Raw genomic sequence first — 23,622 nt, 5'->3', positions numbered from 1 at the left:
TGCTCGCGCGTTTCGTCATAGCGGTTTACATTCTCGCATCTAATCGATTAGATAGCGCTCTCGACGTTCTAAACGATTAGATAGAGGGTGCCGTGCTGCCTTTGATCGTGGACACCGACACCGGTTCCGACGACGCCGTGGCGCTGCTGCTGGCCGCCGCCAGCGGTCTGGGCGACGTCCGCGCCGTGACCACGGTGGCGGGCAACGTGCCCCTGGCGACGGGGACCCGTAACGCGCTCATCTCCCTGCAGATGGCCGGGCGCGCCGACATTCCCATCCATCTCGGCTGCGAACGCCCGATGACCCGCATGTTGTCCACCGCCCAGCATGTGCACGGCCATGACGGGATGGGCGACATCAGCCTGCCGGCGCCCGTTCGCGACGCCCAGCCTGAGCACGCGGTCGACGTCCTCCTGGACCACCCGCGCCGGCACCCGGGCGAGCTGACGCTGGTCACCCTCGGCCCGCTCACCAACGTCGCCGTCGCCCTGCTCCGCGACCGCAAGCTGCTCGGCCGGTACCGGCACGTGTACTGCATGGCCGGCGCCGCCGACATGCGCGGCAACATCTCGGCCACCGCCGAGTTCAACGTGTGGGCCGACCCCGAGGCCGCCCGGGTGGTGCTGGAGTCGGCCACGCCGGAGCAGGTGACCTGGATCGGCTGGGACGTCTCCCGTAAGGACGCCGTCATGACACCCGCCGACCAGCTCTGGCTGGAGCAGCTCGGCACCCCCATGGCGACCTTCGCCCATCGCGTCAACCGCACGCTCGCCGAGTGGGCCCGAGTCGTCACCGGCCTGGCCGGATACGACCTCCCCGACCCCGTCGCGATGGCCGTGGCGCTCCGGCCCGAGCTGGTCGTCGAGCAGGAGCAGGCGTACGTGGGCGTCTCCCTCGGGGCGGACACCCGTGGCCAGCTGATCATCGACCGCCGCCGCTCCGCTCCCGCCCCGAACGTGACGCTGGTCCGGCGGGTCAACGAGCAGGGCTTCAAGCAGTTGCTCTTCGACACCTGCGCCCAGAAAGGACATCGATGATCCCGCGATACGAGCTGCACTGCCACCTCGACGGATCGGTACGCCCCGGCACCGTCGCCGACCTGGCCCGCCGCCAGGGCATCACCCTGGACGGCCCCGTCGAGCGGCTGGTCACGGCGCCCGCCGGCTGCGGCAACCTGGGCAGGTTCCTCACCTACATCGACGTGCCCCTCCAGGTGCTGCAGACCCCCGACGCGTTGAGCAGGGCCGCCCGCGAGCTGGTCGAGGACTGGCAGGCCGACGGCGTGGTCTACGGCGAGGTGCGCTTCGCGCCACAGCTGCACGGCCGGCACGGCATGTCGCAGGACGAGGCGGTCGAGGCCGTCGCCGAGGGGCTGGCGGCCGGGCGGGCGGCCACCGGAGTGCGTACCGGGCTGCTGCTGTGCTGCCTGCGGCACCAGACGCCGCAGGAGAGCCTCTCCGTCGCCGAGACGGCGCTGCGCCACCGCGACCAGGTGGCCGGGCTCGACCTGGCCGGCGACGAGTGGCTGCACGCCGCCGCGCCGCACCGGGCCGCCTTCGACCTCGCCCACGCGGCAGGGCTCCCGTGTACGGTGCACGCCGGCGAGGCGGCGGGCCCGGAGAGCATGTGGGAGGCGATCGACATCCTCGGCGCCCGCCGGATCGGTCACGGCGTACGGTGCACGACCGACAGCGCGCTGCTCGGGCGGCTGTGGCGTGACCGGATCACCCTGGAGATGTGCCCTACCAGCAACGTGCTGACCGGCGCAGTCCGCAGCCTGGCCGAACACCCCGCCACCCGGCTGCTGGCCACCGGGCTGCCCGTCACCATCAGCACCGACACGCGCACCACCGCGGCGACCACGCTGACCCGTGAGTTCGCCGGATGGACGGCCGAGGAGGAGGAACTCGCCCAGGCCCACGCGGCCGCCGCGGCCTTCGCGGCCTGAAATTTTCACCACGTCTTGACAGCCCTTGTTGCCAGCCCGAACACTCTATGCCGCTTCGAACATGTGACATGCCGCATAGTGTTAGCGCTAACACCGCGCTGGGCGAGCACCGGTGAGGTGCCGTGGGTCCCCGAACGTACGAAGGAGTCCGCGAACTTCATCCTGTTATGGGGTAACCGATCAGGCACCGGGGGGTCGTGCTACATAGCGGCCAGGGCTCGGTCGGGCTGCTTGAGGTACGCGCTTACGGCTGACACGCATGAGGGGGCACCCGGTCGGGGTGCCCCCTCATGGATGAGCCTCTAGCTGGTCTTGGGCTGGACGTCGTCGTACTCGATCGCGTAGTCCTGCTGCGACCGGTCCTTGAGCGCGGCCGCCGCAACCACGCTGATCAGCGCACATATCGCCATATATACGGCGATGGCGAACGAGCTCTGGTACGTGGCGTACAACCACACCGCGATCAGCGGCGCGGGCCCGCCCGCCGTCACCGAGGCCAGCTGGTATCCCAGCGAGGCCCCGCTGTAGCGCAGCCGCCCGGTGAAGCTCTCGGCGATGAACGTGGCCTGCGGGCCGTACTGGATGTCGTGGATGGGCGCCGCCAGCACGATGGCCAGGAAGACCAGCGCGGGGACGCGGGTGTCGAGCAGCGGCCAGTAGATGAACGACCAGACCACCATGACCGCGGCGCCGACAATGTACAGTTTGCGCCGCCCCACGAGGTCGGAGATGTATCCCCAGAACGGCACGGTGAACAGGGACACGACCCCGGCGGCGATGACGTACGGATAGATCTCACCCGCGTCGAACCCCAGGGTCTTGGTGGCGTACGTCAGGATGAAGACGGTGAAGATGTAGAACGGCGCCTGCTGGCCGGTCCTGAGCAGCGCGCTCAGCACGATCTCCCGCCAGTTCCTGGCGATGACCTCGCGCACGGGGACGCGCTCGACCCGGTTCTCCTGCAGGACCTTGGTGAAGACCGGCGTCTCCAGGATGCCGAGCCTGATGTAGAGGCCGACGCCGGCCATCACGATGCTGAGCAGGAACGGGATGCGCCATCCCCAGTAGGGGTCGAGCGGCTGGAACACCTGGAGGGCCAGGTAGCCGAGCACGAGCCCGACCGGCACCCCGAACTGCGGCCAGCTGCCCAGGAACCCGCGCCGCCCGCCACGCGACTTGCCCCACTCGGTGGCCAGCAGCACGGACCCGCCCCACTCGCCGCCGACGCTGATGCCCTGGAGCAGCCGGAGCACGGTCAGCAGGATGCCGCCCCAGATGCCGATCTGCGCGTACGTCGGCACCAGCCCGACGAGCGCGGTGGCGATGCCCATGCTCAGGAGCGTGATGATGAGGGTGGCCTTGCGGCCGATCCGATCGCCGTAGTGCCCGAAGATCGCCGCCCCGATCGGGCGGGCGGCGAACCCGCCGAAGTAGGTGCCGAGAGACAGCAGGAGACCCGTCGTGGGGTCACTCTTCGGGAAGAACAACTCCGCGAAGATCGTGCTGGCGGCGAAGCCGTACAGGAAGAAGTCGTACCATTCGATCGAGGTCCCCACGGCGGAGGCGATCACCGCCCGGACCAGTTGCCTTCTCGTCTGCTGCTGTCCTGTCGCGTCGAGTCGCTGCTCCTCTACCATCTACCGCTCCTCGGTAGGTCTTGCCTTTCCCGCGACGCTACATGACGCGACATCGGTGGTCACGAGGCTGTTTTTGGAGAGCGCTCCGGCTTTGCGGGCCCGGTCAGAAGTACTTCGGCGTGAGATCCGTGGTGGGCCACGTCCGCACGGTGCCGATCGCCTGGCCGAGGATGGGGTCGATCGAGTCGAAGTCGGGCGTCCCCTCTTCCTCCCTGCGGTTGAAGATCGCACAGTAGCTGACGCCGTTCTGCACCCGCGCGAGGAAGCTGAACGTGCCCGGCATGCTGCCGGTGTGCCAGGTGTTGAGCCCTCCGGCGTTGTTGTTGCGCACGTTCCAGCCGAGGCCGTACCAGGAGCCGCCCGCGGTCACGCCGGTCTCGGGCTTGGCGAATATCCGGGAGAGCGACGTGGAGTTGAGCACGGGCCCGGCGGCGTTGAAGACGAAGCCCCACTTGACCATGTCGACGGCCGAGGCGAGCCAGCCGCCGTTGGCGTCCTGGTTGGGCATGTTGAAACCGCCGTAGGGGAACGGCACGACGGCGCCCGACGAGTCCACGACGCTCTTGTTCGTGTACTTCGACTGGTAGGTCACCTCAGTGGAGAAGGCCTCCGAGCGGAGGCTGCGGCCGAGCCGTGGCCGGGTGATCCCGACGGGGGCCAGGAGCTTCTGCCGCACGTACGACTCGTAGCTCATGCCCGAGACCTTCTCGATGATCCGGCCGGCCAGCATGTAGCCGTAGTTGCTGTAGACGAACTTCGTGCCCGGGTCGAAGTCGAGCTTCCTCGCGGTGACGTACTTGATGATGTCGGCGTGGTCGATCGGCAGCGGCGCGTCCAGCGACGCGGAGATCGTGTGGTCGTTCCACAGCGGGTCCTTCGAGACGGCCCTGTCCCAGCCGCCGAGGTGCTGGAGCAGCCGCCACAGGGTGACGTTCGCCAGCCTGGGGTCGGCCGTGGTGGACAACCCCAGCAGGGGGGCCACCTTGGCGCCCAGAGTCAGCTTGCCGTCCTGGACCAGCCGGACGATCGCGGCCGCCGTGAGGCTCTTGCTGAGGCTCGCGATCCGGAACAGGGACGTCGGCTGCACCCGCACGATGGAGGCGCCCGGCTTGGAGTAGATCCCGTAGCCGCGGGCGAGCAGGATCTTGCCGTTCTTGGCGACCGCGAGCTGGGCGCAGGAGATGTTCCGCTCCGTGATGAACGTCTTCATCGCCTTGTCGAACCCGGCCAGCGCGCTCGGCACGACACCGGTCGTCAGCGGCTCGGCCACGCCGGCCTGCGCGGGACGCGCCCCGAGCGCGATCGCCGGCACGGCACCCGCGCTCGCCTGGAGGAGCCGTCGGCGGCTGAGCATGGTCACATTTCCCCCTACTGTCACATTAACCTCAATAGGGGTATTTCGTACCACATCCAGCGCGCCACTCGGGGCCCGTGCCTGGTGGCGCAGGCACGGGCGCAGGTCAGGCGGCCTCTGCGGCGCGGAAGGTCTTGAGCGCCTCGGGGCCGAAGTAGGAGCCGTAGCTGGTGGTGGTGTTGCGCAGCGCGTGGGTGGAGATCTGGTAGCCGGTGCCGGTGACCTTGTTGAAGCTCTGGAACCATGGGCCACCGCTGGAGCCCCCGCCCATGTCACACAACATCGCGTACTTCATGTCGTACGCCGGGGTCACCGAGGCGCCGCTGCAATACTGCAGGGTCTGTCCGCCGTTGCCGTTGCTCGGGTAGCCGAGCAAGAGGTTGGACAATCCGACGGCGGTGGAGTTGAACCTGATGCCCTGGCCGCCCACGGTCTTCACGGCCGTCTTGCCGTTCACCGGCTTGACGACCAGCATGCCGAAGTCGAGCGGCGGCTGGTGAGCGCCGTCCTTGTAGTAGCCGGACCAGATGAACATGGTCCGCGCCACGAACTTGCCGTACGGTGCCGCGCCGTTCTTGTACGCCGGGACGAAGACCAGGTTCTTGCTCCATCGGCCCTCGCCGTCGATCAACGCGTGCCCGACGGTGACGATGACGTCCCCGTCCGCGCTGCTCACGACGTTGCCGGAGGCCACGAAGTCCCTGCCGCTGCCGCCGGTGCCGAACACCTTGCCCGCCGTCTTGGCGATGAGGCCGCCGGAGTTCCACGTCCGCTGCTTGGCCGCCGAGGTGGCGTACGGAGTGACCCAGCGCATCGTGTCCTTCGAAGGGGTGGGTGCGATGTCCACCTGCTCCTGCGCGGCGTACGGTGTCGCGCTCCTGGTATCGGCGCTCGCCGTGCCCGCGGGGGCGGCAAGCGGCTGTGCGGCGCGCATCCGCTCCGGGGTCCAGTAGTCGCTTCCTGCCGCGAACGTCGTCGGGACCTGGTGCGCGAGCGGCCCATCCGCCACGGCCCCGTCCAGCGGCTCGGCGGTTGCGGCGTGGGTGCCCAACGCCAGCATCAAGGTCGTCAAGCCGACGATGGACAAGGTACGCATGGGACCTCCGTGACAAGTGTGACGGAGGAGATTTACCACACCTGTCACAGAAATGGACAATCGTCATCGGAGCGAGCAATGGGTCACAGGTGCTTCCTCAGGACGAGTCCCACAACAAGTCCCTGCGCTCCAAGCGAGTACACCGCTCCCGCGGCCCCGGCGAACGGGATCACCAGCGCGCCCAGCACGGTCACCACCGCCCAGGCGAGAACCACCGCCCTCGCGCTGTTGCGCATCCCGGCCTCACCGGTGTTCTCCAGCACGAACATCCCGAAGCTCGCCAGCGCGTTCCCCGGCAGCAACGACGCCAGCAGGCCGACCAGCACGACCAGCGAGCGGGTCCCGGCCAGGCCGCCCGCCAGCGCCGCCCCCGCGAGCACCAGCCAGAGGCCGCTCCCCCAGACCGACAATCGCACGACACGCCGGACCAGCGCCCGCACCCTCGCCGCCGCGCCGGACTGTCCGTCCACGCCCATCCGTAACGCCAGGCGAGGCTGGTAGATCCGCTGCAGCGTGTAGACCACTGAGACGGCGAACCCCCACCCCAGGGTCATGAGGTAGAGGTCACCGCTCTGGTCCGCGTACGAGGTGAGTGACAGCTCCACGAAAAGTGTGCCGATCGTGGCATTTGCCATCACGTCGGCCGCGCCCATGAGCACCGCCGTGCGGGCCAGGACGCCGCGCAGCATGCGGTGCGGTGCGCCGCCCCCGCGTGGCAGACCGCGTACCAGCACCATGTTCAGGGCCGTGACCAGGGCGAGCAGCCCGACCAGGTATCCAGCGGGCGGCAGCGGCACGGCGAACGCCAGCCACGCCATGCCGAGCATTCCGAAGCCGAGCAGCGAGGAGTACGCCGTGTCCCTGGAGTACCTGCCGAGGGCCCGGTGGACGGCCACGCCGAGCATCCCGCAGCCCACGGCGACGTAGTAGGCGGCAGCCAGCAGGAAGAGCGCTGCCTGGGAACCGGGGGCGAGCAGGAGAGCGACGGCGGCGGCCGCGATGAAGGGCAGCGGGACGTACGCGACGACCGCGCGCAGCATGCCGGCGATCTGCTCGCGGGTACGCCGGGCCCGCGGGATGAGCGTGAGTGCCGCCTTCTCCGGCCCCGACTCGACCAGCATGCAGAGCCAGCTCGCCGCCCCTATGGCGGCCGCGTACCGATTGAAGTCCTGCTGGCTCCACGCGGCGACCAGCACGCCCGCGGAGCCGTACAGCAGGAGGCGGAAGGTGGCGCGGCCGCCCAGCAGCATGAGAAGGCGGCGTGGACCGATGCGATGCGACTCGGCCGCGGAGGGCCGGCTGGTCACCCGGCGTCCAGCCCGGCCGCCACGGCCTCGCGCAGCGGGCGGGCTCCGCTCTCCAGATAGGCGAGCAGCGCCTGGCGGACGCGTTCGTCGCCGAACCGCTCCAGGACGCCTGCCACGGATGGCCCCTTGTCCACCCCGAACAGCGCCCGGAAGAGGGCCCTGACCTGTTCCGTGGTGTACCAGTCCCGCGCCGCGAGGAGGGCCTCGACCTCCGCACGGGCCGGGGGCGGGGCGGGCCGCGCTTCCAGCCAGGTGGTGGACCGGCCCACCGTGGCGAGCCAGTGCCGCACGTGGCCGACCCGTTCGAGGATGAAGTCCGCGCCGCCCAGCCTGGCTGCGGCGAGCTCGGCGTCGTAGCAAGTGGCGCGTAACGCACCGCAGACCTTGGAGAACGCGGGGACACCGACGGGCAGCCGATCGACGGGGAGCTCGCTGACCCTTTCCACGGTGGCCCGCGCCTCTGGCGAGCTCCTGGCGGCGGCCACGAGGGCGTCGAAGTCCTTGTACCAGCGGGCGAGCGTCACCCGGTCCGGCGCGTCGGTGACGGGATCGTGCTCGCGCACCCAGCGCACCATACGTTCGGGCATGAACGCCGACAGCGGGTCCCGGCCGATCGGCGCCGGCCGTTCCCGATCTACGATCGCGTCTCTGAAGACGGCGCCGCAGGACCGGCAGGAGTAGCGAGGCCGGCGCGGGCGTCTGGTGATCGGCACGGGGTGCGGGTGGCCGCACTGCACGCAGCTCATAGGGGCGTCCACGGGTCAGCAGGGTACGGCGATCGCCGATGAGGAAACCAGGTCCGCGCCGAGGGAGCGCTTGATCTCCGCTTTCCCTTTGCCGAGGACCAGCCCGGACTTGCCCGCCTTGATGGCCCATTCGACCATACGGACATAGAAGTCGAAGTACAGGTGCTTGCGTCCCCCGTCCTCCGGCGCCAGCGCGCCCCAGCTCAGGCAGATGGGCCAGGTTGGATGGTCCATTGTCAGGGAAAGCCCGATCAGCCGCCTGCCATCGCGGTAGGCGACCGCCACGACCTCGTCGCTGGCGACCAGTCCGTCGAAGTACGGTTGCGGCAGCGGCGCCAGCGGGAAGAGCCTGTTTCGGTACTTGAGGTCGTTCTCCGCACGCAGGACAGAGGCCTCCGCTCCCGTCACCAGTTCGCGAGCCGGGCCGACGCCGATCGACAGACCCGGATCGGCGTCGAGACGCCGCGCCCAGCTTCTCAGCGAGGCCCCGCGGGTCCCACCGAGCCAGGCGTACCACTCCTCGATGCCGGTCCACGGGGTGGCCAGCCGGGCCAGCGGCGCAGTCGGCAGCCGGACCTTGACCACACCGGGCAGCTGCGCGGATTCGCCGGACGGCACCTCGCGCCACAGGACGCAGCGCCAGCCGGGGCCCAGCGCCTGCCGCACGCCGCGCACGTAGGCGCGCAGGAGCTCGCGGCGGCGCTCCGGCTCCGGGTCTCCGGTGAACCACCAGCCCTTCTCGGAACGGCTGCCGGGCACCTGCACGTCCACAACCCCCGCGATGTCGCGACCGCGGGCGTACGAGCCGCGCCGGGGGCGGATGCCGCGCAAGGACGCCAATACAGCGCCGACCGCGATGCCTCCTTCGCTGAGCACGGCCAGGAGCACCGGCGTCTGCGCCGCCCACGCGTAGGCCCGCAGCAGGTCGTAACGCCAGGTCACGTACTGGCCGGCGGCGCGGCGCAGCTGCTCCCAGCCGGGCGGCTCCGGATCGTGACGGGGGTCAAGGAGTTCCAGGTGCACGTGATCGCTTTCATGGCACACCATGACAACATGGGTACAAACCAACCTTGATCAAGATAGCGGCTGAGGTGACATGAAGCACCAGAGAGGTGGCATGAAGGGCCGTTACATCCGCGGGAGACGCGTCTCCCATGGCCACAATGCTCGCTGAGTTCTCGGCGGTGCGGTGGGAGCGGGCCTACCGCCGGGTGGCCGGGACCGCTTTCCTGCGCGTGCCGTTCTACCGCGATCAGTGGGTGGCCGCGGGCCAGGCGCTGAACGAGCCCGAGCCCACCAGATCCGCCGCGCTGGCCGGCCAGCTCCACCGGCTGTGCCCGTTCGCGCGGCCGTACGACCCCTCTCGCGAGCCGTCGCCGTGGATCGGCGACGGGCGGGACCTGCGGGCGGCGCTCGCCATGGTGGCCGTCCCGCGGCGAGTGCCTGTGCTGGAAGTGCGCGCCGCCGTGCTGGACCGGCGCGCTCTCGGGTGGAACGGCCCGCGGTACGGGGTGGTGCTCGCGCCGGACGCGAACGTCGTGGACGACGGGCGCCGACGGAAGCTGAACCTGGCGGCGCTCGCGCTCGCGGCCGACGCGGGGCAGGCGATCCTCGTGGGCGAGCGGTCGGCGCTCGATGCGGTCCTGCCGGAGTTCGGCGGCATTCGCGTGATCACCGTGGAGCGCATGACCGCCGCGCGGGCCGTACAGGAGCAGGGGGTCGCGTACGATCCGCACCTCGGCTACTTCGCCGCCACTGTTCACGGCTGCGGAAAAACCCACCTGCTGTGGCGCCGCTTCCATGCCCGTCCGGCCGGCGGGATGCTGGCGGTCACGGCGCTGCGTCGCACGCGGCCCGTGCTGCTCGACGTGGTCCCGGACGGCGGGGACACGCTCACGACCGCCGCATGCCCCAGGCACGGCACACCGATCATCGAGATGCGCTGATCATTCTCCCGAGCCCCAACCGAAGACCAACCGACCCGGCGTCCCGAGCCCCAACCGAGGATCAGCCGACCCCCACGTCCCGAGCCCGAACCGGCGGTCAGCCGGCTCCGGGGCCCGCGACAGCGACGAAGCCGGTGCCGGCCCGGTAGTGGGGCGACTGGTGCCGGAAGTAGGTGTTGTAGACCTCGCAGTAGCGACCGCCGCTGGCCAGCAGGGTCGCGTGGTCGCCCTCCTCGACGATCCGCCCGTGATCCAGCACGATGATGCGGTCGACGTGCTCGATCGTGGACAGCCGGTGCGCGATGACAATGGACGTCCGTCCGGCGAGCACCAGGTCCAGCCCCTCCTGGATCTGGGCCTCGGTCAGCGGGTCGACGCTGGCTGTGGCCTCGTCCAGCACCACGATCGCCGGATCCTGGATCAGCAGCCGCGCCAGCGCGACGAGCTGCCGCTGCCCCATGGACAGGGCACGCCCGTGCTCACCCACATCCGTCTGCAGGCCGTTCGGCAGCGCGTCGATCCAGTCGCCGCCCCCGACCGCCGCCGCGGCCACGCGCACCTCCTCGTCGTCCGCGTCCGGTCTCGGGTAGCGGATGTTGTCGGCGACCGTGCCGCTGAACAGGAACGGAGCCTGTGGCACCGCGCCGATCTGGCTGCGGTAGGCGCCCAGCTCCAGGGTGCGGATGTCACGCCCGTCGATCAGCAGCCGCCCTTCCTGGAACTCGTAGAACCGGGTGATCAGCTTGCTGAGTGTCGACTTCCCCGCGCCGGTGTGGCCGACGAGCGCCACGGTCTCCCCGGCCTCGATGAGCAGGTCGAAGTCGCGCAGCACCGGGTGGTCGGGGTCGTACCCGAAGGTGACGCCCTGGAACTCGATGCGGCCCGCCAGCCGCCCCGGAGGCTCCGCCGCGGTCTGCACCACGCGCGGCGGGGCGTCGATCAGCGCGAAGACCCGCTCGGACGCGGACAGGCCCTGCTGGAACTGCGACCAGAACGCGGCGATGGACGTCAGCGGGAACCAGAAGAGCGAGACTCCTTGCAGGAACAGGTACCAGTCGCCCGCGGACAGGCTGCCGCCGAGCACCGCCGAGCCGCCCAGCTGGACGAGGCCCACCGTCGCGAGCCCGGCCACGAGGAACAGCACGGGGAAGATGGTGGAGAAGACGAATCCCTGCCGGAGCGTCACCTCGTAGCTCTGCCGGTTGATGGGCCGGAACTCGTCGTAGACCTGCTGCTCCTGGCGGAAGTTCTTCGAGACGGCGATGCCGCCCATGGTCTCCTGCAGGTTGGCGTTGACCCGGCTCAGCGAGCGCTGCGCCCTGCGGGTGCTGATCCTGGCCAGGCGCCGGAAGAGCAGCGCGAGGCCCACCACGACCGGCACGATCAGCAGCGTCAGCAGGGCCAGCTCGACACTGCGCACGAACAGCAGGACCGTGACGAAACCCACCATCAGGGTCTGGCTGATCAGGTCCATGGTCAGCGTGGACACGGTGGCGAAGTCGTCGGTGTCGGACGTCACCCGGCTGACGATCTTGCCGGAGGGCGTCTCGTCGTAGAACGACAGGTCGCGCTCCAGCACCGCGTCGAACGCGTCCTCACGCAGCCGCAGCACCACGTCCCCGGTGACCCGCGCGCTGTACTTCTGCCGGACGTAGTTGAAGACCCAGGAGAGCGCCCCAGCGGCCAGGATCCCCACCGTGAGCAGCCAGCCCACCTGGCCGATCGTCCCGTCGGCGAGCGCGTCGACGGCCAGGCTGCCCAGCGTGGGGATGGCCGCCTGGCTCGCGGACACCAGCACGATCATGCCGGCGACCAGCAGCATCGCCCCCAGCTTCGGCCGGAAATACGAGGCGATCCGGCGCATCAGGTCGCGGTCGCTGTAAGTGCGGTCGTAGTCCTCGGCGTCGAGGCCGTCCATGATGAAGCCCATCAGCGCACCCCTCCCTGCTCCCCGGCCAGGACGCCGTCCTCGGCGCCCGCTCCGTCCATCTCCACCTCGTCGTAGTGCGCGAAGATCCGGCGGTAGAGGCGGCTACGCGTGATCAGCTCGTCGTGCGTGCCGAAGTCGACGACCTCTCCCCGCCGCAGCAGCAGCACCTTGTCCGCCCACCGGATCTGGGACAGGCGGTGGGTGATCAGCAAGGTCGTACGGCCCTCGAGGATGCGCCCGATCGCCTGCTGGATCTTGTCTTCCGTCGCCGAGTCGATGGCGCTGGTCGAGTCGTCGAGCACGAGGATCGCCGGATCGGTCAGCAGGGCCCGCGCGATGGCCAGCCGCTGCCGCTGCCCACCGGAGAGCGTGACCCCGCGCTCGCCGATCACGGTGTCGTAGCCGTCGTCCAGCTCGCCGATGAACTCGGCGGCCTGAGCGTCCTCGGCCGCCCGCACCACGGCCTCGTGCTCGGCCCGCTGCCCCAGGCTGAAGCCGATGTTCTCGGCCACGGACCGGGAGAACAGCACGATGTCCTGCTCGATGGTGGAGATCTGCGACCGCAGCGAGTCGAGGTCCCACTCGCGCACGTCCACGCCGTCGATGAGGATCCGCCCGGACGTGACGTCGTAGATGCGCGGCACCAGCTTGGTCACCGTGCTCTTGCCCGACCCGGTCTCACCGACGATCGCCACCGTCTCCCCCGGCTGCACGGTGAATGTCACCCCGCGCAGCACCGGATCCTCGTCGTCCTCGTAGCCGAACGTCACGTTGTCGAAGACGATCTCCCCGCTGATCGGCGCGGCGTGCCCGTCGGCCCGCTGCTCGATCTCGCTCTCCGAGGTCATGATGCCGAGGATCCTGCGCGCGGAGACGATGCCGATCTGCATCAGCGAGAACGTGAAGATCGACATCTGCGTCGGGAACCCGAGCATGCCCATGAGCCCCATGAACGCCACCAGCTCCCCGACGGTGATCGCCCCGGTGCTCTGGAGATAGAGGGCGTGCCACAACGCCCCCGCCATGGCGAAGGAGAACAGCAGGGTGGGCAGGTAGCGGGCCTGCACCAGCCCGTTCTCGACGAACGAGTCGCGATAGCGGCGCGCGTTGGCCCGGAACCGCCGCCGTTCCTGCCCTTCCTGCGCGGTCACCTTGATCACCTCGATGCCCCGCACGGCCTGGTTGAGCCCCGCGTTGAGGTCGCCGAACTGCTCCCGCATGCGCGTCGCCACCGGGTTGAGCTGCTTCATGTAGCGCCAGAGCGCGATCGCGAACACGACCGCGAACACCCCGGGCGCCAGCAGCAGCCGCAGGTCGATCGCCCCGATGAAGAAGATGGGCACCAGCCCGGTGAGCCCCGAGTCCACGATCAGGTCGGCCCCTGGCGTGATCATGATGGAGAGCTGCCGGATGTCGTTGGCGGCCCTGGCCATCAGATCGCCGACCCGCTGCCGGTTGTGGAAGGTCTGGCTCTTGCCGAGCAGGCTCACGTAGAGCTCGTCGCGCGCGTCCCGCTCCAGCCGCTTGGCCAGCACCTCGCTCGACAGCCGGGCCACGAGGTCGAACAACCCGCGGGCCAGCACGATCGCGAGCAACGCCAGCGCGATCAGCCCGAGCGCGTCCAGCGGCTCCCCCCGCTCGCCCAGCACGGCGTCGAAGGCGTCACCGGTGAACTGCGGCACCATGGCGTTGAGCACCACCATGACCAGCGACCCGCCGAGGAACCCGGCGAGGTGGAGTGGATGGCGGCGCACATGGGACCAGAGCCAGCGAACCGGGCCGCGCCGGTTGTAGCGCGGCCCGGAGACGGAGAACTCCGAACTGCTGGTGGTCACGGGCAGGCCCTCCCCCGGGCGCGAGCTTGCAGGTATTCGAGCCTGCTTTCTATCACCGGCGACCGACAGTTTCCCATCGGTTTTCCGGCCGCCGCCTGACGTGCGGTCAGGAGATGTCCAGGGCCGTGCCGTACAGGCGGGAGACCTTGATCCTGATCACGACGCGGCCTTCGCGCGCCTGCTGCTCCAGGTAGGCGGCGGGATCGGCCTGATCGCCGGCGAAGGCCAGCAGCTCCTCGGAGCTGTCCGACACCTCGGCCTCCCCCTCCGCCACGGCGAAGGACCAGACGTTCGGACCGCTCACATGAAGGGCGACGTGCGGGTCGTTGCGCACCTGCCGGGCCTTGAGCCGGTCGGCCGTCGTGGAGATCCGGATGATCCGTTCGGCAGGATCCCACCGGAAGAGGACGGTGGACATGGCGGGGTGCCCGCTGCGCTTCACCGTCGCCAGCACGCCGAACTGCTGCTCGCCGAGGAGTTTCACCAGCTCCTGCTCGGTCAGCGAGCGGGGGGCGGGCCCTGACTGCTTCTCGTTCATGTTCTCTCCTGTCAAGTCGTTCAGGTTCAAGGGGTGACGAGCGCGGCCTGCTCGGCCTCCGGAGCCGGAGCCGGAGCGGGGCGGCGCAGTACGGCGAGGCTGACGACAAGGGCGGCCACAAGGAGCCCGGCGGAGACCATGAAGGCCAGCCGGTACCCGCCCGTCAGCGCCGCCGCCTCGGAGGCTCCGGAGGCGAGCAGGACGCCGGTGCGCGAGGCGGCGAGCGTGGACAGTACCGCGACGCCGAGCGCCGCGCCGATCTGCTGAGTGGTGTTGAACAGCCCGGACGCCAGCCCCGCGTCGTCGGCCCTGGCGCCGGACATGCCCAGCGTGGTCAGCGAGGGAAGCACCAGCCCGCCGCCCGCGATGAGCAACATCACGGGGAGCAGGTCCACCACGTACGAGGCCTGCACCGGCACCCGGGTGAGCCAGCCCATCGCACCCGTCAGCAGCACCAGACCGGCCACCAGCACGGCGCGTGCGCCGAAGCGGTCGCTGAGCCGGGCGGAGACGAACAGCGACACCCCGCCGATGGCCACCGCCGCGGGAAGCATCGCCAGCCCTGTGGCGAGGGCGCCGTAGCCGAGGACCTTCTGCATGTAGAGGGCGACGATGACCTGGAAGGCGAACATGCCCGACAGCGCCAGCATCTGCACCAGGTTGGCGCCCGAGACGTTGCGCGAGCGGAAGACGCGCAGCGGCATGAGCGGCGTACGCGCGGTCGCCTGGCGGACGAGGAACGCGGCAAGCAGGACGAGCGACACGGCGCCGAGGCCCAGCGTGTGGGCGGCCAGCCAGCCGTACTCCTCGACCTTGACGACCGTGTAGATCCCGAGCATCAGCCCCGCGGTCACCAGAACGGCGCCCAGGACGTCGGCACCCGCGGCCAGCCCCACGCCCCGATCGGCCGGGAGCGCCTTGATCGCCAGCGCGACGGTGGCCAGGCCGATCGGCACGTTGATGAAGAAGATCCAGTGCCAGCTGAGCGCATCGGTGAGCACCCCGCCCAGGACCTGGCCGATCGAGGCCCCGGCCGCGCCGGTGAAGCTGAAGACGCCGATGGCCCTGGCCCGCTCACCGGGCTCGGTGAACAGCGTCACCAGGATGCCCAGCACCACCGCCGAGGCCATCGCGCTGCCCACCCCCTGCAGGAAACGCGCGGCGATCAGCAGACCGGGGCCGGTGGCCGCCCCGGCGAGCAGGGAGGCGGCGGTGAAGACCACGTTGCCGGCCAGGAACATCTTCTTCCGGCCGATGAGGTCGCCCAGCCGGCCGGACAGCAGCAACAGTCCGCCGAACGCGATCAGGTACGCGTTGACGGTCCAGCTCAGCCCGGCCGGGGTGAAGCCCAGATCGCGCTGCATCGCGGGCATGGCCACGGTCACGATGCTGCCGTCGAGGACCGTCATCAGCATGGCGGCGGACAGCACCACGAGGGCGCGGAGTTTTGAATGCGACATGGTCTCTCCTGTTCAGACGCAACAAGAGAAACCGTAGCAGATAGTTTTGTTATAGACGATCCTTTGCGGACCTATTGCCGGGCCCGCCGGGCCGGCCGCGGCGCCTCCACGGGGGCGGCCAGGTGCCCTTCGACGAGCCGGTTCATGGCGCGGAGCAGCACCTCACGCTCGTCCTCTGGCAGCGCGTGGAGGGTCTTGCGGTGCACGCCGTCCACGATCCGCTGGCTCTGCTCGGCGACTTGCCTGCCCTTGTCGGTGACCGCGATGATCCTGGCCCGCCGGTCGGTGCTGGACGGGCGGCGCTCGGCGAGCCCGGCCTTCTCCAGGGCGTCCACCGTGACCACCATCGTGGTCTTGTCCATGTCGCCGATCTCCGCGAGCTGGATCTGGGTGCGCTCCTCCTCGATGGCGTGGACCAGCACGCAGTGCATGCGGGCGGTCAGCCCGATCTCGGCGAGCGCCGCCGCCATCTGGGTACGCAGCACGTGGCTGGTGTGGTCGAGCAGGAAGGACAGGTCGGGCTCCGCGCGTGATGGCGCCATGGCGGTCATGGACCCATTCTAGTTTCGTTGCGGATTATCTACGCCGGGCCCAGTGCGAGGTCCGATATCCGCCATCGGTCCGGCTCCGGACTTGGCGAAGATGAGCGCCATGGTTGAACGGGAGACCACGCAGCAGCGAGTGGACGGTCCGGCAGGAGGCACGGCCTCCTCACAGAAGGCGGCCGAGCCGACGGCACGCCGCGACTTCGGGCTCCTGTGGGCCGGGCAGTCGTTGTCGTTGTTCGGCGACCAGTTCATGACGCTGGCGCTGCCCCTGCTCGCGGTGACGGTGCTGGACGCGACCCCGGCCCAGGCGGCGCTGCTGCCGTTCGCCCTCTTCCTGCCCTTCCTGCCGCTCGGCCTGCCGGCGGGCGCCATCGTGGACCGGTTGCCTCGCCGTACCGTCATGCTGGTCTGTGACGGCGTGCAGGTGATCGCGTTCGGCGCCATCTGGATCTCGGCGGTCACCGGTGTGCTCAGCTTCCCCCTGCTGTTCGCGCTGGTCCTGCTGAGCGGTTGCGCGGTGGTGTTCTTCCAGGTCGCGTACACCTCATTTCTGCCCGGCCTCTTCCCCGAGCCGGGCGAGCTGCACACCGGCAACACCCGCCTGGCGCTGTCTGAGTCGACCGCCAAGGCGGTCGGGCCGATGGCCGCGGGACCGGTCATCGGGGTGCTCGGCGTGGCCGGCGCGCTCGTCGCCAACACCCTCAGCTTCGCCGCCTCGTTCGTGACGCTTGTCCTGATCCGGCACCGGGAAAAGCCGCCCGCCGTCACCGTGCGGGAGCGGGGCTGGGTACGGCGGGACGTCGCGGCCGGGCTCAGATTCGTGCTCCGGCACCCGGTCCTGGAGCCGGTCCTTACCTGCGGCACCGTCTATGTGCTGTTCCTCTCCATGGTCGAGACCAGCCTGGTCCTGTACTGCCGCAACGTCCTGGGACTGTCCCCGCAGTGGATCGGGGTCGTGGTGGGCGCCGCCGCGGCCGGCTACCCGATCGGCAACCTCGCCTCGGCCGTCCTCATCAGGCGTCTGGGCAGTTCGCGCGCGCTCATGCTGGCCGCCACCGTGTCGGTGCTGGGCATCGTGGCGATGCCCGTGCTGGGAGCGCACGGCGCTCTGGGAGCCGCCGGCCTGGTCATCGGCAGCATCGTGCACTGCGTGGGCGAGGGCGCGTTCAGCCCCACCTCGCTGACCCTGCGTCAGACGCAGACCCCGCCCGAGCTGCTCGGCCGGGTGTCCGCCGTGCAGCGGTTCCTGCTGTGGGGCGCGGTCGCGCTCGGATCCCTGCTGGCCGCCGCCGCCACCGCGCTCCTGGGGCTGGAGGCGACGGTGTGGATCGGCGCACTCGGCACGATCCTGTGTCTTCCCGCTCTCCTGCGCCGCGGCATCCGCACCGCCACGCTCAGGCACAGCTAGTATGTCCAGTCAAGTAATGGATCACGTACTTGGAGCAGTTTTTGAGCCAAGACGAAGCAGCACGTATCCACCATTTACCGGCGATCAGAGCACTCGGCGACGCTCTCACTGACGATGTCGAGGGCACCTCCCCCGTGTCGCACCTGAGCCAGGCCAGCGAGTTCCCTCAGAACATGCGCATGGGACCGTGGGCCATGGGGGTGCTCGGATGGTTCTTGGCCATGGAGCACGACAAGATCGTCGGCTACGCGGAGAACACGGTCGCCAACACGATCCTGGCTCTGCATGATCATCGGGGCCGGCTGCACACGGTCGCCGACAACATGCAGACTGTGGAGACGAGGAACGAGGAAAATGTCCGGCGGCTTTAAGATTCCCGGCTCCATCCACACTCCGGACCCGTTCAAGCCGGGGGATGAGGGCGGCGACTTCAAAGAAATCCAGTACGCCACCCTTGCCATGTACGGGGTCATCACCGCGGTCTTTCCTGGGGTGGGCATATGGTCGGTCGTCGGGTACGGGCTGACGGTACCGGCCGACCCACAGGTGATGCACAGGGCCGCGGACGGCTGGAGCGCCTTCGCAAACGGCGTCCAGGCCGCGGGCACGACGACCAAGCAACAGCACGACAGCGTGTCCTTGGCCAGCTGGCAGGCACCAGAGCGGGAGCTTTACGCGCAGAAGGTCACCAGCTACGCCATGGCGTCGAACGCCGCGTCCGACTCAGCCCACAGCCTCTCGTGGTGGCTCAGGGTGGCGGCCAATGTCTGGACGGCGTACATCTACTGGCACCTGCTCTTCGCGGCCCGGGGGATGGTCAGTGTGATCAAGGCCCTGCTCTTCGGGCCGGGAGGAAGGCTGTACGAAAAGATGCGGGTAGCGAGCCAGATGATACTTGCGGAGCAGAAAGTCCTACAGCTGAAGAAGTTCCTGTTCTGGAACGCGCTGTTCCTGCTCCCGAAGCTTGGGGCCCTCTGGTATGCCAAGCACAGCCTCACGGACGGCCTCAAGAACCCGCAGTACGAGGCTGGAGGGACCAGGGCCGGCACCGCCGAGGTCTGACCGCCCGCAGACTCAGTAGCCGAGCTTCTTACGCATGCGGTCCAGCTCGCCCATCGCGTCGCTCATCATCCGCTCGTAGGCCTGCTGCGCCTCAGCCAGTGCCTGGGCGGTGTCCGGATCGCCCATGGCCTCGCCCAGTCCTCCGAACGAACTTGTCATGATCGCGGACAGCTGGCGCTGAAGGTCGGCGTCGGCTTCGCGGATGGCGGCGAGGATCTCCACGGACATGTCGTGGACGCTCATCCGCTTCGCCCGCGGATCGATGTCCAGCCGGCTCACGCCACCCTCCGCCGTGCACTCGACCGAGATGAGGCCATCGGCGGTCGTGGCCCGGCCGACCGCCGCCCCGACCTCTTCCTGCGCCTTGGCGAAGTCGGCCACCCGTTTCTCGGAATCCCGCAGGAACGCCTCGACGTCGATGTTCGCGAAATTTCCGAGCGGGTTTTCCACGTGCTCTCCTCCGTCTTTGGTACGGCCTTCGCGGACAGTCATAACATGAGTCTGTTTCGCAACGGTCTCCCAATGATCAAGCACCCGTCACAGGGTTTGGAATGACGCTTCCCGCAGGGCGTCGAGCCTGTCCTGTACCTGCTTCAGCTGCGCGGTGTGGTGCTGGTCCCGGTAGATGGCGAGAGCCTGGCTCCAGACCCGGACGGCTTCGGCGTGCCGGCCGAGGGCGCGGTACACGTCGCCGAGGCGGGAGAGCGTCCCGGCCTCTGTGCTGGCGTTTCCGCTCTCGCGGCGCAACGTCAGGGCGTGGTGGTAGTGGTCAAGAGCTTGAGCGTGCTGACCCGTGTTGTGGGCGATGAAGCCGAGGCTGTCGAGAGCCGCCGCCTCGCCGAGCCGGTCGTCATGACGGCGGAGCAGCGCAAGCGCCTGCTCGCAATGCCTCTGGGCCGTGGCGAAGTCGGCAAGTATCGCGTGGAACCAGCCCAGGGAATTGAGCACGTTGGCTTCCCCCAGGACGTCCCCTACGTCCTTGTACAGTCGCAGCGCGCCTTCCAGATAGAGCAGCGTCTGCTCATACTCGTTCCGACCTCCCCAGGCGAGCGCGAGCGTATGGCGAACCTGTGCCTGACCGGCGAGGTTCCCGGATCGCTCATACAGAGTCAGCGCTTCCCCCAAATGGGTCAGCGACTCCGCATGGCCTCCCGCGCGGCCGCAGGCGCGACCGAAGAACTGGTGGACCAAGGCATGGACGTCTGAATCGTCCAGGTGTTCCACGGCACTCGATGCCGTACGCCATGCCGAGATGCAGTTCTGGAGCAGATTGTGGGCCAGATGGAAGGTGTCGAGCGTCCAGGCCAGTTGCCAGGCGGCCATGTGCAGCCCGTGCTCGACGGCCAGCCGCTGGGCCGCGAGCAGGCAGGGGTGCTCGGCTCTGAACCAGGCCTGGGCCGCCGCCGCGTCCGCCGGCGCGTGCGGAAGGCAACCGGGAGCCGGCGGATCCAGCTCGATGACGTTCATGCGCTGAGGGGAGAGCAGCCGGTCGGCCGCGTATGACGTGTGCAGGAAGAAGTCCACCAGGCGGCGCACCGCGGCGGCGCGCTCATCCACGCCCAGGTCAAGGGCTGCGCGTTCGATGGCGTACAGGCGGACGAGATCGTGCATCCGGTAACGGCCCTGGACATGCTGATGCAGCAGGTGGGCCGTCTCCAGGGTGCGCAGCAGCGTGCGGGTGTGCGCGACCGGGTGTCCGATGAGGTTGGCCGCGGCCATCAGGCTTATGTCCGGGCCTGGCGCCAGGCCCAGATGGGCGAAGGTCTCGGCTGCCTCAGGGGAGAGCACGTGATAGGAGGAGCCGAAGATCTCTCGCAGGTCGGTGTTGAGTTCGTCGGTCTGCAGGGCGTCCAGCCGGGTGTTCTCCGCCTGCAGTTCCTCCGCCAGCGCCGCGAGGGGAAGGTCGGCGTTGATGGTGGCTCGTGCGGCGACGATGCCCAGGGCGAGCGGCAGCCCGGCGCACGTCTTGATGATGGCCTCCGCCGCCTCGTGCTCGGCCGCCATCCGGTCCTGACCCAGGCGGCGTTTCAGCAGCCGGCCGGCCTCGGCGTCGGAGAGCGGCGCCAGCCGCAGCAGGTGGGCGCCCTCGGCCGCGATCAGACCGGTGAGCACGTTTCGGCTGGTCACCACGGCAAGGCTGCCCGGTGCTGTGGGTAACAGCGGGCGCACCTGATCCGGCTCCCGGGCGTTGTCCAGGAGGATGATCACCCGCCGACCGGCCAGCAGAGTCCGATAGAGCCCGATCTGCTCGTCGAAGGTGGCGGGTATCCGATTGCGGAGCGGCTGGAGGAACCCCAGCAGGATTCGCACCGCCTCCGTCGCCGGCATGGGCGTCCCGGCCGGGCTGAACCCGCGCAGGTCCACGTAGAGCTGGCCGTCGGGGAAGCGGTCGCGCACCCCGTGGGCCCAGTGCACGGCGAGCGAGGTCTTTCCGACCCCGCCCGTGCCGCTGATCACGCATGTCATGGCGGTGCGGTACGGCTCTTCGCCCGGGATCGGGAGCAGCCCGTCCAAAGTGGCCAGTTCGGCTTCCCTGCCGCTGAAATGCTTGACGTCCGACGGGAGTTGACAGGTCGACGGCCAAGCTGCGGGGCTGCGCACTGGTGCGGTGCCGGCCAGGACGTCAGCCTGGAGCCGCTGGAGCTCCTCGCTGGGTTCGATGCCCAACTCGTCGACGAGCACCGAGCGGGCATCGCGGAAGACCTCAAGCGCCTTGTCCCGTTGCCCCGCTCGTGAATGCGCGAGCATGAGCAACCCCCAGGCGCGCTCGTGCAGCGGCTGCTCGGTCACGAAGGGGCGGAGGTCTTCGATCACTTCCATGGGCCGGCCGAGAGCGAGCTTCGCCTCGGCCCAGTCCAGTCTCGCCGCTACGAGCCGTTCTTCCACTTCGGTCACGCGGGCGAGCATGGAACCGGCGAGCTTGGTGCCTTCGGCGAGCCTTCCCTGCCACATCGACAGGGCTCTTTCGAACTGGCAGGCGGCAGAGTCGACATCGCCTTGTTCGGCCCTGTCCCGTGCCAGCCGTACCGCCCGCTCGAATTCCAGGAGATCCACCTCGCCGGTTCGCGCCTCGAAGAGGTACCCCGTCTCCTTGGTGAGCAGCCGCGTGCCCGACGGCAGCGCCTTGCGTAGCTGAGCGACATAGGTCTGCAGGTTGGCGACGGCCGAGGCGGGAGGATCTTCCCACACCGCCTCCACCAGCCGTTCCCTGGAAACGACCGTGTTGACGTTGAGAAGGAGGCTGGCGAGCACGGCACGCTGCATGCCGGTCAGATGAACCTGCCGGCCATCGGGCCCGCACACTTGTACGGGGCCCAAGACGTTGTAGGTGGCATCGGCCAAAGCCCGCTCCTCGCTTGTGGCGGCTCTGTGGCGCATTAGTGGCGCCTGCGCCGATTGTTGCCCACGAGGCGATCACGGTCGAGAGGGAAGAGCAGGGAGATCCGACATCGCCCGCGCGCCGACCACCCGCGACCTCGGCCCGGGTCTCCAGCGCCTGGGTGGTACGGCGCAGCGAATCGTAGCGGCGCCGTCCCCCCTCGCTCATGATCCCCTTCATGCTTTACGCTACTTATAATGAATATGTGATGCGTAAAAAGCCTGGCGTCACGACACGAAGCGCAACAGGAGGAAGAACGTGAAGCTCGTGATCTTCGGAGCCAACGGCCCGACAGGGCGGCTGGCCACCGCCCAGGCGCTCGCCGAGGGCCACACCGTCACCGCGGTCACCCGGCATCCGCAGGCGTTCCCCCTCAGCGGTCCCGCACTGCACGTGGCGAAGGCCGACGCCCTGGATCCCGAGGCGGTGGACCGTGCGGTGGCCGGGCACGACGCGGTGATATCGACGCTCGGCGTCCCCTACGGCTCCGAGGCCGTCACCACGTTCTCCGAGTCCGCCAAGAACATCATCGCCGCCATGACCGCGCACGGCATCCGGCGCCTGGTCTGCGTGACCTCGACCGGCGTGCCGATGAAACCCCCGCCCGGCGAGACCCTCATCTACCGCAAGGTGATCGTGCCGGCGCTGCTCAGGATGGGGCGACCGTTGTATGAGGACGCCGGCCGCATGGAGCAGATCGTGGCCCGCACGGACCTCGACTGGACCATCATCCGCCCGTCGGGATTGTTCGAAGGCCCCGCGGTCACCGACTACACCGTGGGCCCACCGCAAATGATCGGCAGGTTCACCTCGCGTCGCGACCTGGCCGACGCGCTCATCCGCGAAGCCGTCGAGGATCGCAACGTCCGCTCCATCGTCGAGGTCATCACCACCGAAGGGACGCCGAGCGTCTACCGTGTCTTCTTGCAGGAGGCGCTCCGCATCGGCGGCAGCGGCAGGTGAAGGCGAGAAGCGCGCCGAGCCGGAAGGGCGCCGGCGAGCCGTTCCAGCGACCGCCGACGTTGAACAAGCGCACCGACGGTGCGCCAACGCTCTCAATTCCCTGGGCTGGAGCCAGGCGTTGCCAGTCTCACTCGGGACCCCTCCCCGCCCGAAGTCACTAGCATCACCGCACCGACGGAGGAGCAGACGTGAGACGGGTTCATTGCGTGATGCTGGTTGCCGGGATACTGCTCACGTCCTGCGGGAGCGAACAGCCGCAGAAGTCTTCACCATCGCATCCACCGTCTGTCCCGCCTTCGTCGGCGCCTGCCACACCGGCCCCCACCACACCGGCGCCGACGCCGACGCGCGACGCGGCGGACGCGTTCCGGGCGGCCTCGAAGCGGTACCCGCCGGTGAACTTGGACCGGTGCACCACCAGGACGCCGATCACTGACAAGCGCTGCGGCTCGGCGCTTACCACCG

At 69.2% G+C, this 23,622-nt stretch carries 21 protein-coding genes; 7 read left to right on the top strand and 14 right to left on the bottom strand.

The window, feature by feature from the left end; genetic code table 11:
• Nucleotides 1-92 precede the first annotated feature (92 nt).
• Both ABN273_RS14195 and add read left to right on the top strand, forming a co-directional pair.
• The gene (locus ABN273_RS14195; protein ID WP_349449214.1) at nt 93-1,037 is read left to right on the top strand and encodes a nucleoside hydrolase; all 945 of its coding nucleotides are present in this window, start codon (nt 93-95) and stop codon (nt 1,035-1,037) included.
• Nucleotides 1,034-1,948 carry an adenosine deaminase gene (gene add / locus ABN273_RS14190; protein ID WP_349449213.1) on the top strand — a complete coding sequence of 305 codons (915 nt, stop codon included), beginning with the start codon at nt 1,034-1,036 and terminating at the stop codon, nt 1,946-1,948. The genes ABN273_RS14195 and add overlap by 4 nt, the downstream gene beginning before the upstream one ends.
• A 302-nt stretch (nt 1,949-2,250) precedes the next feature.
• Here add and ABN273_RS14185 read toward each other — a convergent pair whose 3' ends face one another.
• The 6 genes from ABN273_RS14185 to ABN273_RS14160 form a co-directional block, all read right to left on the bottom strand.
• The gene (locus ABN273_RS14185) at nt 2,251-3,585 is read right to left on the bottom strand and encodes an MFS transporter (protein ID WP_349449212.1); all 1,335 of its coding nucleotides are present in this window, start codon (nt 3,583-3,585) and stop codon (nt 2,251-2,253) included.
• 103 nt (nt 3,586-3,688) lie between these two features.
• Nucleotides 3,689-4,939 (bottom strand): serine hydrolase domain-containing protein, encoded by a 1,251-nt coding sequence (locus ABN273_RS14180; RefSeq protein WP_349449364.1) that lies wholly within the window; start codon nt 4,937-4,939, stop codon nt 3,689-3,691.
• Nucleotides 4,940-5,045: 106 nt separating this feature from the next.
• Nucleotides 5,046-6,035, bottom strand: a complete 990-nt coding sequence (locus tag ABN273_RS14175) for a trypsin-like serine peptidase (RefSeq protein ID WP_349449211.1) — start codon at nt 6,033-6,035, stop codon at nt 5,046-5,048.
• 83 nt (nt 6,036-6,118) lie between these two features.
• On the bottom strand, nt 6,119-7,342 hold the full coding sequence (locus ABN273_RS14170) for a hypothetical protein (protein ID WP_349449210.1): 1,224 nt from the start codon (nt 7,340-7,342) through the stop codon (nt 6,119-6,121).
• Nucleotides 7,339-8,100, bottom strand: coding sequence for a hypothetical protein (locus ABN273_RS14165; protein WP_349449209.1), 762 nt, complete (start codon nt 8,098-8,100; stop codon nt 7,339-7,341). The genes ABN273_RS14170 and ABN273_RS14165 overlap by 4 nt, the downstream gene beginning before the upstream one ends.
• Nucleotides 8,101-8,103: 3 nt before the next feature.
• Nucleotides 8,104-9,135, bottom strand: a complete 1,032-nt coding sequence (locus ABN273_RS14160; RefSeq protein WP_349449208.1) for a hypothetical protein — start codon at nt 9,133-9,135, stop codon at nt 8,104-8,106.
• 116 nt (nt 9,136-9,251) lie between these two features.
• Between ABN273_RS14160 and ABN273_RS14155 the strand changes: the two genes are divergently transcribed.
• The gene (locus ABN273_RS14155; protein ID WP_349449207.1) at nt 9,252-10,034 is read left to right on the top strand and encodes a hypothetical protein; all 783 of its coding nucleotides are present in this window, start codon (nt 9,252-9,254) and stop codon (nt 10,032-10,034) included.
• Between the two features lie 97 nt (nt 10,035-10,131).
• On the opposite strand, the gene ABN273_RS14150 is transcribed toward ABN273_RS14155, so the two are convergent.
• The 5 genes from ABN273_RS14150 to ABN273_RS14130 form a co-directional block, all read right to left on the bottom strand.
• Nucleotides 10,132-11,964 (bottom strand): ABC transporter ATP-binding protein, encoded by a 1,833-nt coding sequence (locus tag ABN273_RS14150; RefSeq protein WP_349449206.1) that lies wholly within the window; start codon nt 11,962-11,964, stop codon nt 10,132-10,134.
• Entirely contained in the window at nt 11,964-13,799 is a 1,836-nt protein-coding gene (locus ABN273_RS14145; RefSeq protein WP_349449205.1) for an ABC transporter ATP-binding protein, read from the bottom strand. Before ABN273_RS14145 ends, ABN273_RS14150 begins: the two co-directional genes overlap by 1 nt.
• A 106-nt stretch (nt 13,800-13,905) precedes the next feature.
• Entirely contained in the window at nt 13,906-14,337 is a 432-nt protein-coding gene (locus ABN273_RS14140; protein WP_349449204.1) for a pyridoxamine 5'-phosphate oxidase family protein, read from the bottom strand.
• A gap of 26 nt (nt 14,338-14,363) precedes the next feature.
• On the bottom strand, nt 14,364-15,797 hold the full coding sequence (locus ABN273_RS14135; protein ID WP_349449203.1) for a DHA2 family efflux MFS transporter permease subunit: 1,434 nt from the start codon (nt 15,795-15,797) through the stop codon (nt 14,364-14,366).
• A 71-nt stretch (nt 15,798-15,868) separates the two neighbouring features.
• A complete protein-coding gene (locus ABN273_RS14130) occupies nt 15,869-16,348 on the bottom strand; it encodes a MarR family winged helix-turn-helix transcriptional regulator (RefSeq protein WP_349449202.1) in 480 nt (159 codons plus the stop codon).
• A gap of 100 nt (nt 16,349-16,448) precedes the next feature.
• Between ABN273_RS14130 and ABN273_RS14125 the strand changes: the two genes are divergently transcribed.
• Genes ABN273_RS14125 through ABN273_RS14115 form a run of 3 tightly spaced genes read left to right on the top strand, consistent with a single transcriptional unit; the run spans nt 16,449 to nt 18,815 of the window.
• Entirely contained in the window at nt 16,449-17,753 is a 1,305-nt protein-coding gene (locus ABN273_RS14125) for an MFS transporter (protein WP_349449201.1), read from the top strand.
• 41 nt (nt 17,754-17,794) lie between these two features.
• Entirely contained in the window at nt 17,795-18,124 is a 330-nt protein-coding gene (locus ABN273_RS14120) for a hypothetical protein (protein WP_349449200.1), read from the top strand.
• Complete coding sequence (locus ABN273_RS14115; protein ID WP_349449199.1) at nt 18,108-18,815, top strand: hypothetical protein; 708 nt, start codon at nt 18,108-18,110, stop codon at nt 18,813-18,815. The genes ABN273_RS14120 and ABN273_RS14115 overlap by 17 nt, the downstream gene beginning before the upstream one ends.
• Nucleotides 18,816-18,827: 12 nt before the next feature.
• Here the strand turns inward: ABN273_RS14115 and ABN273_RS14110 are convergent, their stop codons facing one another.
• Together ABN273_RS14110 and ABN273_RS14105 are read right to left on the bottom strand one after the other, a co-directional pair.
• Nucleotides 18,828-19,265: a YbaB/EbfC family nucleoid-associated protein gene (locus tag ABN273_RS14110; protein ID WP_349449198.1), complete on the bottom strand. Its 438-nt coding sequence runs from the start codon at nt 19,263-19,265 to the stop codon at nt 18,828-18,830.
• Between the two features lie 87 nt (nt 19,266-19,352).
• Nucleotides 19,353-22,157, bottom strand: a complete 2,805-nt coding sequence (locus ABN273_RS14105) for an AfsR/SARP family transcriptional regulator (RefSeq protein WP_349449197.1) — start codon at nt 22,155-22,157, stop codon at nt 19,353-19,355.
• A gap of 295 nt (nt 22,158-22,452) precedes the next feature.
• On the opposite strand from ABN273_RS14105, the gene ABN273_RS14100 reads away from it, so the two are divergent.
• Complete coding sequence (locus ABN273_RS14100; RefSeq protein ID WP_349449196.1) at nt 22,453-23,157, top strand: NAD(P)-dependent oxidoreductase; 705 nt, start codon at nt 22,453-22,455, stop codon at nt 23,155-23,157.
• 199 nt (nt 23,158-23,356) lie between these two features.
• Here the strand turns inward: ABN273_RS14100 and ABN273_RS14095 are convergent, their stop codons facing one another.
• Entirely contained in the window at nt 23,357-23,590 is a 234-nt protein-coding gene (locus ABN273_RS14095) for a hypothetical protein (protein ID WP_349449195.1), read from the bottom strand.
• Between the last annotated feature and the right edge of the window lie 32 nt (nt 23,591-23,622).

The sequence above is a fragment of the Nonomuraea sp. B19D2 genome, assembly GCF_040137845.1.
Lineage (GTDB): Bacteria > Actinomycetota > Actinomycetes > Streptosporangiales > Streptosporangiaceae > Nonomuraea.
This window is presented reverse-complemented; position numbering and strand designations above follow the sequence as displayed.

What these genes read in the sequence shown, in the direction of transcription:
- ABN273_RS14125 (WP_349449201.1), top strand. Translation starts at nt 16,449, where the DNA reads ATGGTTGAACGGGAGACCACGCAGCAGCGAGTGGACGGTCCGGCAGGA.
- ABN273_RS14130 (WP_349449202.1), bottom strand. Translation starts at nt 16,348, where the DNA reads ATGACCGCCATGGCGCCATCACGCGCGGAGCCCGACCTGTCCTTCCTG.
- ABN273_RS14140 (WP_349449204.1), bottom strand. Translation starts at nt 14,337, where the DNA reads ATGAACGAGAAGCAGTCAGGGCCCGCCCCCCGCTCGCTGACCGAGCAG.
- ABN273_RS14160 (WP_349449208.1), bottom strand. Translation starts at nt 9,135, where the DNA reads ATGGTGTGCCATGAAAGCGATCACGTGCACCTGGAACTCCTTGACCCC.
- ABN273_RS14115 (WP_349449199.1), top strand. Translation starts at nt 18,108, where the DNA reads ATGTCCGGCGGCTTTAAGATTCCCGGCTCCATCCACACTCCGGACCCG.
- ABN273_RS14135 (WP_349449203.1), bottom strand. Translation starts at nt 15,797, where the DNA reads ATGTCGCATTCAAAACTCCGCGCCCTCGTGGTGCTGTCCGCCGCCATG.
- ABN273_RS14180 (WP_349449364.1), bottom strand. Translation starts at nt 4,939, where the DNA reads ATGCTCAGCCGCCGACGGCTCCTCCAGGCGAGCGCGGGTGCCGTGCCG.
- ABN273_RS14150 (WP_349449206.1), bottom strand. Translation starts at nt 11,964, where the DNA reads ATGGGCTTCATCATGGACGGCCTCGACGCCGAGGACTACGACCGCACT.
- ABN273_RS14155 (WP_349449207.1), top strand. Translation starts at nt 9,252, where the DNA reads ATGCTCGCTGAGTTCTCGGCGGTGCGGTGGGAGCGGGCCTACCGCCGG.
- ABN273_RS14175 (WP_349449211.1), bottom strand. Translation starts at nt 6,035, where the DNA reads ATGCGTACCTTGTCCATCGTCGGCTTGACGACCTTGATGCTGGCGTTG.
- add (WP_349449213.1), top strand. Translation starts at nt 1,034, where the DNA reads ATGATCCCGCGATACGAGCTGCACTGCCACCTCGACGGATCGGTACGC.
- ABN273_RS14185 (WP_349449212.1), bottom strand. Translation starts at nt 3,585, where the DNA reads ATGGTAGAGGAGCAGCGACTCGACGCGACAGGACAGCAGCAGACGAGA.